We start from the raw sequence: 18,844 nt of genomic DNA, 5'->3' as shown, positions 1-18,844 counted from the left end.
GCTCCATGATATACAGAGAAAGGCAGGGAGCCTCAATAGAGGCTCCCTGCCGCTTGGGTTCTTACTTGCCCTGATAGGCTCTGAAAAGGAACGTAACGATTTGTGCGCGGGTGCAGCTATTGTTCGGTCCAAACAGGCCATCACCAATGCCGTTGGTAACGCCGTTCTCCACGGCCCACGCCACTGCGTTTGCATAGTAGCTGTCGGTGAGCACATCGCTGAACTCAGCCTTGCTATCGACCAGCTTACCAATGGCACGGAACAGGAAAGTCACGCTTTGGGCACGGGTGCAAGTGGCGTCAGGACTGAATTTGCCATCGCCCGTGCCGGTGGTGATACCATTCTCTACTGCCCATGCAACTGCCTTTGCATAATAGGCATCCATGGACACATCGGCGAAGCTGCTCATGGTCTTGGGTTCGGGGGAACCGGCAGCACGCCACAGGAAGGTGACGATCTGTGCGCGGGTGCAAGGCTGGTTCGGCCCAAAGAGGCCGTTGCCAATACCGCCGGTGATGCCGTTCTTCGCCGCCCACAAAACCGCGTCAGCATAATAGCTGTTGGCGGGAACATCGGCAAAATAGTCAGCCGCGGTTTTCTCCGGCGCAAAGGTCGCACTTACCGTGACCTTGCCGGCAGGCATTTTAAAAGTGTACTTGCCGTTGCCCTTGTCGGTCAACTTCAATTCATTGCCGTTCTTGTCGGTAACGGTGAGGTCATCCAGTTTGAAACCATCGTCCGGCTTGACGGTGATTGTCACAGTATCACCACGCTCGGCGTAGCGGCGGTTTGCTGTCACTGTGCCGTTCCGGATGTCCTCGCCCACCTCGATGGCGTAAGTCGGGTCGCTATCGTCGCCACCGGAGCTCCGATAAGTCATTGTAATGGTCTGCGTATGAGTTGCTGTATCAGCCGTAATCGTAATATTGGAATTGAAAACCTCACAATTATCGGCGCTGACCTCGACCGCATAAGTGCCCGCCTCCAAACCAACAGGGCTTGCTACTTCCTGACCATTCACTTTAATGACTACATTCGTCAATTCAGCAGGTGTTACGACAAAAGAAACTGTATACTTAGGTGCAGGCAAAAGGGGCGTTCCATTAGAATTAAATCGATAATTGCCGCCAGCAGCAGTGATTTCATTAAAGAAATCCTCAGTTTCCATATATTTAAGGGACTTTGCTGTACCTGCTTCCGTATACTTACTGCAAGCAGGTACATTTTCAGTTTCCACGAAATAGTTGTTTTCAAAAACAGGTGTATCAGAAGAAACACCGCCTGCAATACCGCCTAAACGCGTATAAGGTTTAGTGGCAGTATATTGAGACAAATCCACTTCCCCGGCGAAATAACAATGTCTGATTTCTGTACCTTTGCCAACTGCACCTGCAATGCCGCCGAAATCCGTAGTTCCCTTGCCAAGAGGGGCCATTTTCCCTGTGGAATAACAATTTATGACCTTTGAGTTCTGAATCAACTGTCCAACAATTCCACCGGAAGAAGGTGTCCAAGAAGTCATATCGCCTGTATTGGCACAATACTGTACGGTACTGTTTTCAGCAAGACCTGCGATACCACCCATCCAAAATTGGGAGGTGTCCTTCATTACTGAAAAATCCCCCTTGTTTTGGCAGTACTCAATCGTGCTATTTATTGCATATCCGCACATAGCCACAGTGCCATTGATGTCGGCTCTCTCAGTATCCGTGAACGATACATCTGAAACGCAATCAAAAATTTTACTGTCTGCTGCAACACCCGCTACCGTTCCAAAATAGACATACCCTGCATTGGACACATCAAGATTGCCTTGAATCGTCAAACCGGAAATTTCAGCGCCGTAAACCTCACTGAAAAATCCGAAAGACGGATACTCTGTCTTTCCATAGTTTGCGGAAAAATCCAAATTGGAAATCGTATGCCCGTTTCCGTAAAATTTGCCGCTGAAGTAATGCAGCAGATTTCCATCCGTGTCAAATTTGCTGCCAATCGGTGTCCATGTAACACCTGTTAAATCCAAATCTGCATCCAGCGATACAACCGCATCTGTTTTATCGTCATATTCGCCATTGTCCACAGCTTTTGCAAATTGCAAAAGTTCATCTACTGTTGTGATTGAGATTTTGCTGCTTTGCTCGTTCTCTTCCGCAAATGCCGCCGAGGGCAACAGCGTAAAGCACAGCGCCAGAATAAGAAGCAGACTTCCGATGCGTTTTTTCATGGTATGTCCTCCTTTGTATGGTGGTCAGGTTTTGTTCATGCCCGCCTGACCTCAGCGGGCAAAGTCCACAGGTCACAGAGAGCTATCATCCCGTGTGTACACACGGGATGAGGGGCGCGCCCCTCATCATAAGTTTTTCGCTTCATATTGATTCATAGTAATTATATCCGCAACTTCGCAAAATGTAAATCGTTCTAAAGTATGAGGATGGATAAAATTTTTGAATATGCTACTCGCCTTCACGTTTTACAACATTCAGCCATTTCTTTTTCCATGTATTAGGGTGGATCAGCAGGGTTGGCTTCCCCAACGCAAGAGCATAGGCCATTCATCGGTGCCGTTTTTGCGCTGATTTTCTCCGGTCTTGAGGACACGCCCATTCCTATCTTTGCGCTTTTCCGCCAAATCACACACTCCTTTCTGGAAAAGCGCTCCAATATGTATGATAGAATTATCATAACACATTGGAGCGCCTAACAGCTTTCGATATATACGTCAAGTATTCGCATTGCAGCAATGTTTCCGCCAATTCCCTGCCGTGCAGAGTAAAAAGCTCCCGCCGAGGATGATCTCAGCGGGAGCTTTTTATTGGATTGCCGATTCGCCTTACTTCCCCTGATAGGCTCTGTAAAGGAAAGTGACGATTTGTGCGCGGGTGCAGCTATTGTCTGGCCCGAACAGGCCATCACCAATGCCGTTTGTGACGCCGTTCTCCACGGCCCAGTCCACCGCGTTTGCATAGTAGCTGTCGGCGAGCACATCGCTGAACTCAGCCTTGCTATCGACCAGCTTACCAATGGCACGGAACAGGAAAGTCACGCTCTGGGCACGGGTGCAAGTGGCGTCAGGACTGAATTTGCCATCGCCCGTGCCGGTGGTGATACCATTCTCTACTGCCCATGCAACTGCCTTTGCATAATAGGCATCCATGGACACATCGGCGAAGCTGCTCATGGTCTTGGGTTCGGGGGAACCGGCAGCACGCCACAGGAAGGTGACGATCTGTGCGCGGGTGCAAGGCTGGTTCGGCCCAAAGAGGCCGTTGCCAATACCGCCGGTGATGCCCTTCTTGGCGGCCCACTTCACAGCCTCATAGTAGTAGGCGTCGGTGGGAACGTCCGCGAAGTCCAGCGTCTCAATCTCAGCGAATTCCGCGGAAACCGTCACCTTGGAGGCGGGCATGGTAAAGGTAAACTTGCCGTCGCCCTTATCCTTCACCTTGATCTTGCTGCCGCTGGCGTCCTTCACGGTCAGGGTGTCCAGCTCATAGCCGCTGTCGGGCTTGACGGTGATGGTCACGGTATCGCCCTTGGAGGCGCTCTTGGGGCTGACGGTCACATCGCCGTGCTTGACAGAGGGCGCGGAGACGTCATAGCGTCTGGAGGAAGAGCTGGAACCGCCGCCGGAGCTGGGCGCAGAGTAGCTGACCGTCCAGACACCGTTCGCGGTGCTGCTCACATAGTAATTGCTTGCCAGAGCGCCGGAGGGGTTTGTCAGATACACGCCGGAGGTCAAACCGGATTTTGCAAGAACCGTGTAGGTATAAGCGCCCTCGCTGCCAGCGCGCTTGACGATGTAGTCTGTCCCGTTGTTCTTGACCTTCGTGCTCGGATCAAAGCTGAACGTGCCGCCGGTGATGGAGATGGTCTCGCTGCCCGGGCCGCCGCCCTTCTGAATTTCGCCATTGAAAGAGCCATTTTTGATATTGATAGTTGCTGTTTTGCCAGTTGTAGCATCAGCGCGAACAACACCGGTAAATGTACCGTTCTCAATGTTGATCGTACCGCCGGAGTTGTAAACATAGGCAGCATACGGAGCGGTATAGGTGCCGCTCTTTACAGTGGCGGTGCCGCCATACTGAACAGCCACCGCACAATTCAAGTACGTGCCATCTCCAGTTCTGATATCCGTAACTTTGATCTCGCAATTTTCCAATGTTGCATTGCGTCCAACCTGCACGCAGCCGCCGTATTTTGCGGTCAGCTTCATGTCGGTGAACGATGCGGTCTTGGTTTCAAAGGCAGCGCCTAAGAACGCATTAATACCAGTGATATTATAGGTACCACCAGAGACAACGACCTCACCGCAGCTGGAAGCCTTCACAACGCGCTCGTCCGTCTCGGCGCTGACATTGTTCAGGACCAACTTGCTCTCACTGCCCACCGTAAACAATGCAGTGTAGTGATAGCTGTCGCTTGCGCAGGTGCTGCCGGTATAAGATCCACCGTTAACAGTTACCGTAGAACCAGCAGAACCCTCGCGAAGGTCAACAAAGCCCCACACTTTTGCCTCCCAGTTGGTATCATGCGTATCTCCCATCGTCATACCGCTCCCTGCGGTCGTGCCGTCGATGGTCAAATTTACCTTTTCAGCAGTGACCCAAATCGCGCTGTTTTTTACGGTAGCTGTTGATGCCGTCGCAGCAGTCAGTACATGACCGTTCAGATCAAGCGTCATGCTCTTCGTGACTTCAATCGGCTTGGTAACGGTCACGTCCTTCAGCAGCTTGATGGTGTCGCCGTCCTTGGCGGCGGTGATAGCGTCGGGGAGGGTGGAGTACTCCCTTGCCCCGATCATAGCGACCGTATCCTCTTTCGGCTTCACCCAATGACCCTTCGAAACCTCCACAAGCACTTCGTTGGCGTTCTTGTTAACAATATCGCCGTAAGCAGTACCGGCGGCAACGACCTTGTTGTCAACGATCACAAGACCGGTATCGTTGACCGCGTCGCGGCCGAAGATGCTGTCTTTGGGCTTTTGGGGGTCTGCATTTTCCTGCGTCAAGGTATTCTGGCTTGCGGAAGTAGCAGCGTCAACGGTGATCTGACCGTCATTCGCCGTGCCGACCAGATCGCCGACGCACCAGCTCTTTCCCGTCTCAGTGCACGTCAGAGTGCTGTCCTTTACAGTGCAGCCCGTGATGGTGTGGTAGGTGGCGGGATTCGCACCGGCGTGACCGATCAGGCCGCCGACAGAGCCCTTCGCCTCAATCGTCACATCCTCGACGGAGCAGTTTGTAAGCGTGACCTTGGTATCGACCGGGCCGTCGTTCGGTTTGTTATAGCCGGATGTCCAGCCGATCAGACCGCCGACGCGCGCGCCGCCGGTGCTGACAATTTTGCTGTTCTTCAGATGGCAGTTATCCAGTTCGATTCGAGGCATGGAATCCACGCAGTTGATAAATGCGCCGATTCCCTGATCATTCGTTGGGTCGTTGATATCCGCATCAGCAATGGTCAGATCCCTGATCACAATGCCGGATTTGCCCGCAAAGCCGCCCGCAAACAAGGGGGCGCTCAGGCCGGTGATGGTCTTGCCGTTGCCGTTCAGGGTGATGACGCCCTGACCATGGTTTCCATCCACACTCACCGGCGTCCAGTTCTTACCGGTCATATTGATGTCGTCCAGCAGCTCGATCACGGTGTCGCCGGTTTTGTCTGTGGCCGCAAAGGCGTCGGCGAGGGTGGGATACTCGGTATCGCCGATTTTGGCAACATACGACATTTTAACCTCGCCTGTGGTCGCGTCAAAATTTGCACCAGGCGCAAGGTAGTCATTGTTGATTCCTCCGGGGAACGTACCGGCTGTGATGTTGAACTCGTTCTTGGCGGCTTCGGCATCCATTTCGGCTGTAATATTAAAGTCACCGCTGATACCGGTGCCGTTGGCCTCGATGGTGACTTTCTGCTCGTCCGTAGTAGAGCCTTCAATGTCCTTCTGAAGCAGGCCCTTAATGCAGCCGGTGGCGGTCACATTCGTCAGCGTGATGTCGGTCGCCTTGGAAGCGACGATGGCTGCCTTTTCGGTCAGACCGCTGAAGGTGGTTTGTTCGATCTTCACCGTGGGCGCGACTGCCAGCGTGCCCTCGTTGTAGGTCTTGATACCGCGGACACCGATGAAGGCGCTGTTCTTCACTTCGGTGTTGCCGCCGTAGTTCCAAAGATTATAGTTGGCACTGTTAGTAAACTGGCAGTTGTTGAACACCGTCTTGCCGTACTGGTTGTTGCACACGCCGTTGGGGAAGGTGCAGTTCGTGTAGGTCACGGTGTTTTCTGCCCTGCCGGTGTTGCGGAGCCAGCAGGTGAAGTAATTCGTGCTGTGGCCAAAGTCACCCGCCCATTGCGGATTCAACTTCGTCAACTTTAAGGCCTCAAAGCTAACGTCGATGTCATAGCTCTGATCAGCCAGAATCGCTACGCCTTGGGTGATGCAGATTTCCGCATCGTCGGTTATGCCAATGAACTCGACCTTGGAGAGGTCGGGCAGACCAGCTTTTGCGACCTGCACCCAGCCGATATCAGTCACATCAACCTTACCGCTGATCTTATAGGTGATGACGCCGCTTTCGTCAGGTTCCGCCGCATTGACGGCATCGCTAAACGAACTATAGCTCGTCTCCCCTACCTTGATCGGTCCAGCGCCTGTCGCCTCCTCCGCCAGGGCTGCCGTCGGTAAGAGCGACAGCGCCATCGCGAGGCATAGTAAAATGGATAGCAGCTTATGTTTCATAATGATCCTCCTACAGTATATGTTTTCTGCGGCTCCCCGCAGTTTGGGCACTTATTTTTACCGGCTCCGCCGGAGGTTCACTTAAAATCGCTGTGCATCGGTCCAATGGCCGGCCCGCGCAGATTGGACAGCCGCAGCGCTGCTTTCCCGTGCGGCTGCTGACGACCGCCCGCCACGCATGGCCGTTTTCACACAGCCACCATGCCTTCCGGCTGCTGCCGGGCGTTACCTGCTGCGGCGTGAAACTGCCGTTAAGGGTCGGATGCCACTGCGATGCGATCACCGGCTCCTTGGTCTCCAGATCATTAAATCCCGGCAGGACCTTGCGGTTGGTGCAGTACGGGCAATCGCTTTCCCTGTTCACACGGTGGGCGATGACCGCACAGAAAGAATGTCCTCTGTCACAGAGCCACCACACGCGGCGATTGGAATATGCGCTCACCGTCTCCGGCGTCAGCGCACCGTTCTTTTTCCGATCCCACTGTTCAGCAAGCTGCGGATGCAGCGAAGCGAGATCATTGAATCCGGACAGGACCTTTTGTCCCGCGCAGAACGGACAGCCTGCGTTTGATGTGACGCGGCTGGCAACGCTCGCCTGCCAGCTATGTCCTTTCGGACACCTCCACCAGACCTTCTGGTGTGCTCCCGGCATGACCTGCGTCGGCAGCAGCGGAGAATTCTTTTCCGTGTCCCACTCCGAAAGCAGATCAGGAAATTTTGCCGCCAGAGAGTTTTCCTCCGGCAGAACAGCGCGGCCCGCGCAGACGGGACATCCCGTTCCCCGCGCGCGGATTCTGACTTCGGAACGATAGGAATGGCCTTGGGGGCATCGCCACCATACCTTTTGGTGGCTTCCGTAGGTCACATCCTTCGGCGTGAGCGGCGCATTGCGTTCATCGTCCCATTGTGTCAGCAGGTGAGCTTGTTCATGCCCGGCGCAGAAATCGTACAGAGACGGATGGATCGCTGCTCACCTCCCGCAGAATACTTGTCCGCCTGCAATACAGGCGGAAGGGTCTTTTATCGCGGATTGTGTATCTGGCATAGTGGATAAAAATGTACAGGTTGCCGACCACAGCGATATACATAAAATCTACACCTTAACCATAGCACTCCTCTAATAGAATATCAATAGGATAACAGCTTAAAGCCGACTAAAAAAGCGTACTTTTTTATCCAGCCCTTTTTACTTTCTGCGTTTTCTTAACGGTTTCTTTACACCCGTCATCCTGTGCCCAGAGTAAAAAGCTCCGGTGGGTGACGCCCAGCAGTTTCCCTGCCGCCCGTGCGGACAGCTCGCCGCGCTCCCAACGCACTTTGACTTCGCCGAATCCTTCCGGCAGCGCCTTGCGGGGTCTGCCGAACTTCACACCTCGTGCCTTCGCTGCGGCGATCCCTTCCGCCTGCCGCTGATGAATGAACTCGCGCTCTGTCTGCGCCACATAGGATAGCAGCTGCAGCACGATGTCCGCGATCAGCGTTCCGGTGAGATCTCGATTCCGCCGCGTGTCAAGCAGCGGCATATCCAGCACAACGATTGCCGCACCCTTTTCCTTTGTGATGATGCGCCATTGCTCCAAAATTTCCTCATAGTTTCTGCCGAGACGGTCGATGCTCTTGATCACAAGCGTGTCGCCGTCTTTCAGTTTGCGCAGCAGCCGCTGGTAGCTGCGGCGGTCAAAATCCTTGCCGGACTGCTTGTCCACAAAAATCGCCCGGTCCGTTAACCCGAATTCCCGCAGGGCGATGAGCTGACGCAGTTCATTCTGCTCCTTGGTAGAAACTCTTGCATAACCGTATTCCATGTGCTGACCTCCCAATTTATCGGTGGATAAATTGTAAGCCAGGTGCCGGCCACATGGGCAATATAGTGTTATATCACTATATTAGCACATATTTTTCAATTAGTGAAGTATCACTAATAACCTTTTCTCAAATAATTTACCATAGTGATAAATCGTCATGGAGGTTTACACTATAGATACTCGGGAAACTGTTGCACTTCGCATCCGCCAACTTTGCGCAGAACGAAAAATTACGCCGAACGGGTTAGCAAATCTATCTGCTGTTCCTCAGGCAACCATCAAGAGTATCCTTAATGATGAAAGCAAAAATCCGGGCGTCGTGACGATTAAGAAGCTTTGTGATGGTCTTGAGATCACCCTCGGTGAGTTCTTCTCCACACCTGAATTCGATATGCTGGAACAGGAAATCAAATGAAGCCTCTTTCTCAGCCTCTACCGCCAGCGCTCCTCCATTTTTCGCGTAGAGTACACGCATAGTGCGTGAACTCTACGCTCTATAAGGGGTATTCTCTCTTTTTCGCGGAAAATCTTTCATCCGCTGCTGCGTTTGACGGTTACACATTGCCGCCGCGCCTTTTCTCATTTGAATGGAGTGCTGCTACATGAAAAATGAATCCCAATACGGCCTGCTGCTATTACAGCGGTATCTGTATGAGCATACGGATGACCAGCATCCGGCCTCTGTGGCGGATATTCTTGCCTTCTGGCAGGAGTGTGGCATTCAGGCGGGGCGCAAGAGCGTATATTCCGCTATTGAAGTCTTGCAAAGCAGCGGTATGGACATCGTATGCGTCAAAAGCACCCAGAATCGATATTTCGTGGGGGAGAGGCTGTTTGAACTGCCGGAGCTGAAGCTGCTGGTGGACGCGGTGGAATCCTCCCGCTTTATTACGGCCAAAAAGAGCGAGCGGCTTATTGAAAAGTTGGGTAAGCTCACCAGTGAATCTCATGCCCGCCAGTTGGATCGGCATATTTATATGGAAGGTACCGCCAAACCGGAGAATGAGTGCATCTATTACAGCGTGGATGAGATCCATAACGCCATTCAGGAAAAACGGCAGATCACCTTTCAGTATTACGAATACACCCCGCAGAAAGAAAAGATACTCAAGCATAACGGTTACCGCTATCAGTTCAGCCCGTATGCCCTTATCTGGAGCCGAGATTGCTATTATGCCGTAGGCTGGTCGGAAAAGCACGGAAAGATTGCACAATTTCGGGTGGATCGCATGACGGCAGTCGAACCGCTGGAACATACGGCAGTCCAGACACCGGACTTTGATCCGGCGGAGTATGTCCGCAAGGTGTTTGGGATGTACCCGGACAACCTCTGTACCGTAGAGCTGCTGTGCGATAATGAGGTCATGCGCAGCGTCATCGACCGCTTCGGTGAAAATGTGCGGACGGAAACTGTAGATGAACAGCATTTCCGTGCCACAGTCGAGGTCGCGCCAAGTCCTCCGTTCTTCAGTTGGGTCTTTACCTTTAGCGGTAAGATTCGCATCGTCAGCCCAGCAGCAGTGCTGGAGGAAATGCGGGATATGGCAGCGTGGCTGAGATAATTTCTGGGTGGTGTTCCCTGCGGGGAACACCACCTTTTTCACGTCTTGCCAATCGAACGAATGTTTGCTATACTGAGGCTACAGTGTTTCCAGAGAAGAGAACACGGATAGGAGGTGAGTTACTTGGAACAGACATTCGGCAGCTTCGTTCGAGAGAAACGGCAATCTATCGGATTGTCCCTGCGCACACTGGCGGCAAAGCTGGACTTGTCGCCAGTCTATCTGAGCAACATTGAGAACGACCGCAGACCGGCGCCGACGCGCGCATATTTGGAACGGTTGGAGCAGGAACTGCATCTGAGCAAGGTGGAAACCGAGCAGATGCTGGATCTTGCCGCCAAGTCCCAGAATAACCGGGTATCCGCAGACCTGCCGGACTACATCATGAATCGGGAGATCGTCCGGGCCGCGCTCCGCACGGCAAAGGAGGCAGACGCCACAGACCAGGAGTGGCAGGAATTTATCGACCGGATTACCCAGCGCGCAAAGAAATCCAAAGAGGGCGGTGAAATAGACGCATGAAAAAAGCATATTACCGCGAACAGGCGCTGGAGCGGATCGCCCGCGATGTGATCACCGCCTATGACCCCAGACTTTATTACGGTTCCCCCGCAGCCATTCCCATTGAGGACATCATCGAGGCACAGGGGCTGGTGCTGGAGTATCAATATCTGCGGAATAATGGGCGGGTTTTGGGCGAGACAATCTTTGACGACGGTCTCACAGCGATCTATGACCGGGAAAACCACCGCTATGACCTTCTTCCCGTCAAGGGCGGCACCATCCTCATCGACTGCTCTCTCTGCGAAGAGGAAGCATCTACCGGGCGGCTGCGCTTTACCTGCGCCCATGAGCTGGGGCACTGGCTGCTCCATAAGAAACAGTTCAGCGGGACCGGCGAAAACGCGGCGCTCCGTTCCGGCGATGAGAGCGACAACACATTGGAAGTGCAGGCGAACCTGCTGGGCTCTATCCTTCTGCTGCCGCTGCCGCAGGTCAAGCGCTGTTTCTATCAGCTGCGCTCCGGACGGACGAACCAACAGCTGGTGACGGATATGGCAGGTATCTTTCAGGTATCCAAACAGGCCATGCGCATTCGGTTGGAGAACCATAACCTGCTGTAAAAAATTTTCATGTGTTGTTCTCAAAAAAGAGAACAGAGAAAGAGAGGCGCTATGTCAAAAACCAATTCCCTGCGCTGTCCGCTGTGCGGCAAGGGCCGTATCGCGGATATCCCCAGTGGTGCGGAGCAGTCTCAGTACAGGCTGTTTGCTCTGCACAGAGCGGAACACCCTGACCTGATCGCCAAATGCCCCAAGTGCGGCGAACAAATCGGCATCACGGTACTGACACCGGATGCTCACCCCCTGATCCACACGCCCATCCCCTTTATGGGATATGTTCAGGCATAAATTAAAAATCCAATTGATATGACTTCGTCAAGCGCACCAGCCACCCATCATCGAATATGGGAACATTGAGTTAGGAGCCTTACAAGTAGCTTTTCAGCTATGTGTAAGGCTCTTTTTTTGCGCCTTTCTTTGGCTGAAAAGCGGAAAGGCACACAATGCGCAGACGCTGGCAGCCCTATATCGCTAAATATCCGTGACCCCATCTCAGACATTTCAAAAAAATCTGAGATTGGAGTCATGAATCATGAAAAAATGGCAGGAAGAACGCAACTATCGGCGCGTTCGAAACGAAGGTGGCGAAGTCATCGCCAATATCATCACTGTAGACGGTATGGACGTAGAGGTGCCGGAGGATGTCTACCTCGCCTATGCGCAGGCAGACCGCAGGGAGCGCTACATCATGGAGGAACAGTCCTCCGGAAAACTGCTCTCTCTGGAGCAGATGGAGGAAGATGCGCTTTTGCCGGACTATGTCGGAGCAGAAACGGCCCCCAGCGCCGAAACGGAGGCACTGGAGCGTGAGGAACTTCGGAATCTGGCAGAACAGAAGCAGATCCTTTTGCTGGCGCTGCTGTCACTAAAGGATATCGACCGGGAACTCATCAACGCCCTGTTCTTCGACGGCGCGTCTACACGGGAATACGCCCAAAGAATGGGCGTCAGCCAGCGGGCGGTCATCAAGCGGAGAGACCGCATCCTGCGGGATCTCAAAAAGTTTTTTGAAAATTCCTCGAAATAAGGGTATTCACCGAACGCAATTTTCGGGAGGACAGTGAGGGGCTCCGAATGCCCCTCGCTGTTCCTTGAAAATTGCATACCAGCAATACGGATAACCACCCGGACAGAAGAGCGATCCGCGCAGTGTGCGCCACGACCCGCGGGAAGCCTTGCAGCTTCCCGCGGCGAGCGATTTTACCTGCGCGGGGGCGGCGTTGGCAGCGCCGCCCGCAGAGACGCTGTCCGGGCAGATAATGAGACACAATGCACTGGCCAGCATGAAGAGGCTGGGCTGCTCCGGGATTGAAAGCAGTAGAGATCCCGGAAATACGCCCGTGAAGGTCTTGCCGGACCTTGTCCGTATTGTTCCCTTTTCCCACCGGGGCGCGCGCTGCAAATACGGTGGAAACGAAAACAAAGCATGACAGGAAAAGAGGAAATTATCGGATGAATAACAATGACAACAGGCTGAAAGCCCATAAACTGATCGACCATATTTTTCAGGACCTTCTTCCCGCCCACGGTATGGCGCAGCGCCCGGAGCAGATCCAATTGAGCCACCGGATGCTGGACGCCATGCAGGACGGGAGGATCGCCCTGTGCGATGCCGGGACGGGCATCGGCAAGACCTACGCCTATCTGGCGGCTGCCACGGCAGCGTCTGCTTTCCCGACAGGGCAGATCGCCCGCCCCATCATCATTTCCACTTCCAGTATCGCGCTGCAAAACGCGGTGCTGACGGAGTATCTGCCGCTGCTGTCCTGCGTCCTAATGGCGGACGGGATTCTTACCAAGCCACTGAAAGCGGTCATCCGCAAAGGCAAAAGCCATTATGTCTGCGACGAGCGGCTGGACAGGCGGCTGCGTCAGGTATATCCTGCAAAGAAAAATCCGGAAGCGCTGACGGCGCTCCGGACTCTTAGGGAAACGCTGGACATGGACAGAGTTTCTCATCTCAGCGGCTATGACCGGGAGCGTGTCTGCGTACCGCAGGTCTGCGACTGCAAGCAGAGGGACTGCCGCTATCAGCGGTTCCTCAAGACCTGCGACAAAAATCAATTTTTGTTTCAAATCTGCAATCATAACCTGCTGGTGGCAGACGCCATCCACCGCAGCGAGGGAAAACGCCCCATCTTCCCGGAGCACAGCATCATCATCGTGGATGAAGCCCATAAGCTCCCGGAAACCGCACAGCAGATGCTGGGTGTGACGTTGGCAGCCGAAGAGATACGAAACCTTATCCTTCAGCTAAAAGAGGAACGGTACTTACTGGCGGCAGAAATGCTGGAGGACAGCACAGGTCCTTTGCTGCGCAAGCTGGCACAGCCCAGAGAGGAAGCGGAGCCGGTGGAAGCCTGTTTGCGATTGCTGACCGCGCCATCCTGCACACTGCCCATCATCCAGCGGCAGATCGGCAGCCTGCTCTCCCCGCTGGGAAGCCGCCAGCTGAATACGGTGCTGGACGCGGTCAAGCTGTTCACCAGTTCCCAGACAGATATGATTTTTTACACTGCCGAAGATGTCAGCACAGGCGGCACCATGCTGTGCGCCGCGGCTGATGACATCACGCAGCGGATGAAAAAGATCCTGTGGCAGCCGGATCAGGCGTTTGTTCTGACCTCCGGCACCATGGCGGTGGGCAGTGATTTCCGCCGTTTCAAAACGCAGGCAGGATTGGAGAAGGGACACCGTGTCATGGAATCCGTTTCTCCATCCCCCTTTGACTACCGGAACAACTGCCTGCTCTACCTTCCGCAAATCCCGCCCCGCCAGAGAGTGGAGGATACGGATGTGTACTTTAATGAGCTGACTGCCGAGCTCGTCGGACTCATCAAAGCAGCCACCGGTCACGCGCTGGTGCTCTTTACATCCTACGCAGCCATGTCGGCTGTGAAGGAGCGGCTGTGGGAGGAATCGCTCCCATTCCCACTGCTGACGCTGGGCCGCAACGCGCCCCACATCATCGAACAGTTCCGGCACACGCCGGGAGCGGTGTTGCTGGCCACCGGCGCGGCATGGGAGGGCTTTGATTTCCCCGGCGACTGTGTATCTCTGCTGATCATCCCACGCCTGCCTTTCGCCTATCCGGACGCCCGGAAGGAGCGGGAATTGGAAAAGTATCCTTCCCTTCACGCATTCATCCGTGAGGTAGCTGTACCAGAGATGCAGATCAAGCTGCGCCAAGGCTTTGGACGGGCCATCCGCACGGAGAGCGATACCTGCGTCATCGCCATTCTGGATGAACGGGCCTGCCGTGGGCGCAGATACGCCCAGGCTGTGAGTGAGGCATTGCCGGAAATGCGGAGGACCGGCAGCCTGCGGGAAGTGACAAGGTTTCTGCGGGAGAAAAAGCCGGAGAGCTATTTTGAGGTGGGAAGATGATCGACGCAAAGAAAGAATTGCAGTATCGGCTGGCAGTCCGGATGCTGGAGCATCTGGCGGAAATCGGCCTGCTGAGCGCGGAAGAACTGTCTTACGCCAAGAGACTGGCCAGAGAGAAATATTCCCCGCAGACTGTTTGGGAATAGTGCTGGATATTCTGCGGATCGTGTGGTAGCTTGTGTGTTGGCAAAAAAGATACAGGGAAGTGAAAAACATGGCACAGGTAAAAATCATCGCGCCGCAGACGCGGGAAGCGGAACATCTGCGGGTGGCGGCCTACTGCAGGGTCAGCTCGGACTCCAGAGATCAGCTGCATTCCTACGCCGCCCAGATCCGCAGTTATACGGAAGAGATCGCCCGGCATGACGGCTGGGAGCTGGTGGATGTGTATGCCGACGAAGGGCTGACCGGCACCCGGATGGATCAGCGGGATGACTTCAACCGCATGATGCGGGACTGCCGGAAGGGCAAGATTGACCGTATTCTGGTGAAGTCCGTATCCCGCTTCGCCCGGAATACCAGAGACTGCCTGTCCGCCCTGCGGGAGTTATCCGCCATGGGCGTCAGCGTCCGGTTTGAAAAAGAAAATATCGACACGAAAACGCTCACCACCGAACTGATGGTGAGCGTTTCCGGTTCTCTTGCCCAGCAAGAATCCATCTCCATCTCCGCCAATCAGAAGATGAGCTATCAGCGGCGGATGGAGCGTGGGGAATTTATCACCTGCACCGCCCCTTACGGATACCGAATCGTAAATAAGAAAGACCTTGAGATCGTCCCGGAGGAAGCCGCCACGGTGCGCTGGATCTTCGACGCATACCTCAAGGGGCGCAGCTCCGGATGGATTGCGGAGCAGCTGACGGCGAAAGGCATCCCCTCCCAGTCTGGCGCGGAATGCTGGAGAGAAACGGGGATTCGATACCTGCTGACCAATGAAAAGTACATCGGAGACGCTCTGAGCCAGAAATCCTACAGCTGCGGCTTTCCCTTCGTGCAGAAACGAAATCACGGGGAACGCCTGCAATACTACACGGAGAACTCCCATCCAGCTATCATAGACCGGGACACCTTTGAGCGGGTGCAGGCACTGCTGCAAAAGAAAGCGCAGAAAGAGAAAAAGCGCAGAGAAAAAAGCCCTCTTGCCTTAAAAATCGTTTGCGGGAACTGCGGGACGGTGTTTCAGCGCCGAAGCAGCCAGAGCGGATATGTGTCCTGGGTCTGTCGAACCCACGACCGCCACGCAGCGGACTGCCCTGTAGGACGCATCCCGGAAGCGGAGATCCATGCCGCCTTCCTGCGGATGTACCACAGGCTCAAAAGCAGCGCGGACATCATTCTGGCCCCGGCCCTCCGGCAGCTGAACACGCTGGACACGATCCTGCGGCAGAATCATCCGCAGTTGCTGACCATCAACCGGGCCATCGCGGAAGCAACAGAAGAAAGCCATAAGATCAGCACTCTGCGGGCCAATGGCTTGCTGGACGCGGATATCTGCGCCGCCCGCATGAATGCCATCAGCGCCAGACTGGCGCAGCTTCGCGGAGAACGGCGCAGGCTGACAGAGAACGAAGCGATAGACGAAACGATGGACGCGCTCCGCAAGGTGGAGCAGACGCTTCTCAACGGACCGGAACGGCTGGACGGCTTCGATGAAGAGCTGTTCGAACATCTGGTGGAGAAGATCATTGCAGAGTCTCAAAACCGTATCCGCTTCCGGCTTTACGGAGGCTTGGAACTGACAGAACAATGGGAGGTGGCGGCAAGATGATCAACCGCAAGGTGTTATACGGGTATCAGATCCAAAACGGCGCGTTAGAGATCGTGCCGGAGGAGCAGCGGACCGTCAGTATGGTCTTTACGCTCTATAACGCCGGGGCTTCCTATCAGGCCATCTCGGACGCCTTGAACCGGCAGGGTATTCCGTATTGCCGGGAAGTGCCGCTCTGGAACAAGCATAAGGTAAAGCGCCTTTTGGAAAATCCCCGTTACACCGGTAAGGAGGGATACCCCATACTGGTGGAAGCGGATATTTTCCAAGCGGCGCAGGAAAAGACGGCGGAAAAGAATGCCAGGAAGCAGTCCCACGGAGAGAAGCCTGCCATTGCGCGGTTGACTCCATACTTCCGCTGCACCTGCGGCGGGAAGATGACCCGGCTGGGCGGCGGCTGGCAGAACAGCGGCAAGCTGTATCTGAGATGCGAAGGCTGCGGGAATACCGCGGTCATGGACATGGATGCAACGGTAAACGGGATCGTCCGTCAGTTCCGGAACCATGAACAGCCCAGCTGCACCGCCTACACGCCCTCTGCGGAGGTCATGCGGCTGGACAATGCCATCAACCGGGGGCTGGAGCAGCCGGCCTCGCCGGAAGCGGTGATGGTGCTGATCCTGCAGGGTGCGGCAGCGCGGTATGCCTGCTGTCCAGAGCCGTCTGCCGAATCTGAGCCGTCAGATAGTCTGACAGAGGCGGATTGGAGACGCTTCCAACGAGCGGTTTCCCATATCACCATCTCACAGGATACCGAAGTAACTCTTATATTTACGGATAAAAAAGCGACAGGAAAGGACGAATGATCCATGGAAGCGACAGCAGCCACCTTAGAGCGGCGGGTGCGGGTGATCCCCGCAACCAGAAAACCGGAAGAACTGCACAGAGACCATGACGGGAAAATGCGCGTAGCGGCCTACTGCCGCGTCTCGACGGACAGTGAAGAGCAGCTCAACAGCTATGAGGCGCAAAAGACCTACTACACCCAGAAGATCCAGGACAGCCCGGATTGGGAGATGGCAGGGATCTATGCCGATGAGGGCATCTCCGGCACCAGCCTGAAAAAACGGACGCAGTTCAACAAGATGATCACTGCCTGCAAGCGGGGACACATCGACCTCATCATCACCAAGTCCCTCTCCCGCTTTGCCAGAAACACGGTGGATTGCCTGGATACGGTGCGGCTCCTGAAAGCAAACGGCATTGGGGTGTACTTCGAGAAGGAAAACATCAACACCCTCACGGAATCCAGCGAATTTCTCATCACCCTGTTCAGCGGCTTCGCCCAGGCGGAATCCGAGTCTCTCAGCAAGAATGTCGCGTGGGGAAAGCAGAAGAGCGCGGAGGCGGGAAAGGTCACCTTCCAGTACAAAAAGATGCTGGGATACCGGAAGGGGGCGGACGGACAGCCGGAGATCGTACCGGAGGAAGCGGAGATCATTCGCCGCATTTACCACAGGTATCTGGACGGCTGCACCCTGGGACAGATCAAGCGGGAGCTGGACGAGGACGGTGTTCCCACCGCACAGGGTGTAGAGCGCTGGTCTCCCTCCATCATCCACAATATCCTGACCAATGAAAAGTACATTGGGGACGCCCTGCTGCAGAAAACCTATGTGACGGACTGCATCAACAAAAAGGTCAAAAAGAACCGTGGTGAACGCACGATGTACTATGTGGAGAACAGCCATCCGGCCATTGTCTCAAGGGATCTGTTCAATCGGGTGCAGCAGGAGATGACGCGCCGGTCCAGCAAACGGAAGGTGCTGCAAAAGAGCGGAAAAACGGAACTTGGGAAATACTCCGGTAAATACGCACTGACAGAATTGTTGGTGTGCGGCGAGTGCGGCTCCCCCTACAAGCGGGTCACATGGGCCAGAAATGGGAAAAAGCGCATCGTGTGGCGCTGTGTCTCCCGGCTGGAGTTCGGTACAAAATACTGCCAGCACTCTCCGACACTGGATGAAGGCAAGCTGCACAGCGCCATCCTCGCGGCCATGAACGAGTACGCCGCCATCCGGCAGGAGGTCTGCCCCGATGTGCTGGCCATGGCGGAGGAAGCAAGGCAGGCGTTATCTCAGGCCGGTGCACGGCTGCTGCAGCTGAAGAAGCGTATGGATGCGGTGAGCCGGGAGCAAAGCGATGTGCTGGATCGGCTGCTCGTCAACATGGCCGATACCGAGCTGAATGTCAGAATGAAAGCGCTGACGGATGAGAAGGAATCCCTTAAGGCGCAGATCGCAGACGCGCAGCAGGCAGAGGTCAATCTGGAGGAACAGGCTGCCAGACGCCAGCAGATGTGGGACAGTATCATGGAATGCGCCGCGGGCTACACGGAATTTGACAATGAGCTCGTCCGGCAGGTCATCCAAAAGATCACGGTGGAGGATGCGGAAACCATCCACATCCACTTCCGAGACTCGGATGTGGTGCTGGAACAGGAAGTAGAATGAGTAGAAAAGGGA

At 54.7% G+C, this 18,844-nt stretch carries 16 protein-coding genes; 11 read left to right on the top strand and 5 right to left on the bottom strand.

Annotated features, from left to right (window positions below; all coding sequences use genetic code 11):
• Positions 1-61: 61 nt before the first annotated feature.
• The 5 genes from E0E29_RS10750 to E0E29_RS10730 all read right to left on the bottom strand — a co-directional run bounded on the left by E0E29_RS10750 (position 62) and on the right by E0E29_RS10730 (position 8,538).
• Positions 62-2,224: an S-layer homology domain-containing protein gene (locus E0E29_RS10750; RefSeq protein ID WP_130849858.1), complete on the bottom strand. Its 2,163-nt coding sequence runs from the start codon at positions 2,222-2,224 to the stop codon at positions 62-64.
• Positions 2,225-2,512: 288 nt separating this feature from the next.
• Positions 2,513-2,689, bottom strand: coding sequence for an integrase DNA-binding domain-containing protein (locus E0E29_RS19260; protein WP_130849857.1), 177 nt, complete (start codon positions 2,687-2,689; stop codon positions 2,513-2,515).
• A gap of 141 nt (positions 2,690-2,830) precedes the next feature.
• Positions 2,831-6,733 (bottom strand): S-layer homology domain-containing protein, encoded by a 3,903-nt coding sequence (locus E0E29_RS18225; protein ID WP_165449875.1) that lies wholly within the window; start codon positions 6,731-6,733, stop codon positions 2,831-2,833.
• 10 nt (positions 6,734-6,743) lie between these two features.
• Positions 6,744-7,646 (bottom strand): zinc-ribbon domain-containing protein, encoded by a 903-nt coding sequence (locus E0E29_RS10735; RefSeq protein ID WP_278045161.1) that lies wholly within the window; start codon positions 7,644-7,646, stop codon positions 6,744-6,746.
• 259 nt (positions 7,647-7,905) lie between these two features.
• Complete coding sequence (locus E0E29_RS10730; RefSeq protein WP_130849855.1) at positions 7,906-8,538, bottom strand: recombinase family protein; 633 nt, start codon at positions 8,536-8,538, stop codon at positions 7,906-7,908.
• Between the two features lie 157 nt (positions 8,539-8,695).
• Here E0E29_RS10730 and E0E29_RS10725 point away from each other — a divergent pair, with 157 nt between their 5' ends.
• From E0E29_RS10725 to E0E29_RS10680, 11 genes are all read left to right on the top strand, one after another.
• Complete coding sequence (locus tag E0E29_RS10725) at positions 8,696-8,953, top strand: helix-turn-helix domain-containing protein (RefSeq protein ID WP_130849854.1); 258 nt, start codon at positions 8,696-8,698, stop codon at positions 8,951-8,953.
• Between the two features lie 187 nt (positions 8,954-9,140).
• On the top strand, positions 9,141-10,100 hold the full coding sequence (locus E0E29_RS10720) for a helix-turn-helix transcriptional regulator (RefSeq protein WP_130849853.1): 960 nt from the start codon (positions 9,141-9,143) through the stop codon (positions 10,098-10,100).
• 123 nt (positions 10,101-10,223) lie between these two features.
• Positions 10,224-10,622, top strand: coding sequence for a helix-turn-helix domain-containing protein (locus E0E29_RS10715; protein WP_130849852.1), 399 nt, complete (start codon positions 10,224-10,226; stop codon positions 10,620-10,622).
• A complete protein-coding gene (locus E0E29_RS10710) occupies positions 10,619-11,224 on the top strand; it encodes an ImmA/IrrE family metallo-endopeptidase (protein WP_130849851.1) in 606 nt (201 codons plus the stop codon). The genes E0E29_RS10715 and E0E29_RS10710 overlap by 4 nt, the downstream gene beginning before the upstream one ends.
• 51 nt (positions 11,225-11,275) lie before the next feature.
• On the top strand, positions 11,276-11,512 hold the full coding sequence (locus tag E0E29_RS10705) for a hypothetical protein (RefSeq protein WP_118623837.1): 237 nt from the start codon (positions 11,276-11,278) through the stop codon (positions 11,510-11,512).
• Positions 11,513-11,756: 244 nt separating this feature from the next.
• Positions 11,757-12,251, top strand: coding sequence for an AsnC family protein (locus E0E29_RS10700; RefSeq protein WP_130849850.1), 495 nt, complete (start codon positions 11,757-11,759; stop codon positions 12,249-12,251).
• Between the two features lie 425 nt (positions 12,252-12,676).
• Positions 12,677-14,611, top strand: coding sequence for an ATP-dependent DNA helicase (locus tag E0E29_RS10695; protein ID WP_130849849.1), 1,935 nt, complete (start codon positions 12,677-12,679; stop codon positions 14,609-14,611).
• Complete coding sequence (locus E0E29_RS18220) at positions 14,608-14,757, top strand: SHOCT domain-containing protein (RefSeq protein WP_165449874.1); 150 nt, start codon at positions 14,608-14,610, stop codon at positions 14,755-14,757. The genes E0E29_RS10695 and E0E29_RS18220 overlap by 4 nt, the downstream gene beginning before the upstream one ends.
• A 68-nt stretch (positions 14,758-14,825) precedes the next feature.
• Positions 14,826-16,379 carry a recombinase family protein gene (locus E0E29_RS10690; RefSeq protein ID WP_130849848.1) on the top strand — a complete coding sequence of 518 codons (1,554 nt, stop codon included), beginning with the start codon at positions 14,826-14,828 and terminating at the stop codon, positions 16,377-16,379.
• Positions 16,376-17,185 carry a recombinase family protein gene (locus E0E29_RS10685; RefSeq protein WP_165449873.1) on the top strand — a complete coding sequence of 270 codons (810 nt, stop codon included), beginning with the start codon at positions 16,376-16,378 and terminating at the stop codon, positions 17,183-17,185. Before E0E29_RS10690 ends, E0E29_RS10685 begins: the two co-directional genes overlap by 4 nt.
• Before the next feature lie 3 nt (positions 17,186-17,188).
• Complete coding sequence (locus E0E29_RS10680) at positions 17,189-18,832, top strand: recombinase family protein (RefSeq protein ID WP_130849846.1); 1,644 nt, start codon at positions 17,189-17,191, stop codon at positions 18,830-18,832.
• The last annotated feature ends 12 nt before the right edge of the window (positions 18,833-18,844 follow it).

Source organism: Intestinimonas timonensis, assembly GCF_900626145.1.
Classification (GTDB): domain Bacteria; phylum Bacillota; class Clostridia; order Oscillospirales; family Oscillospiraceae; genus Intestinimonas; species Intestinimonas aquisgranensis.
The sequence above is the reverse complement of the archived record's forward strand: the minus strand, read 5'-3'. Positions and strand labels throughout refer to the sequence as shown.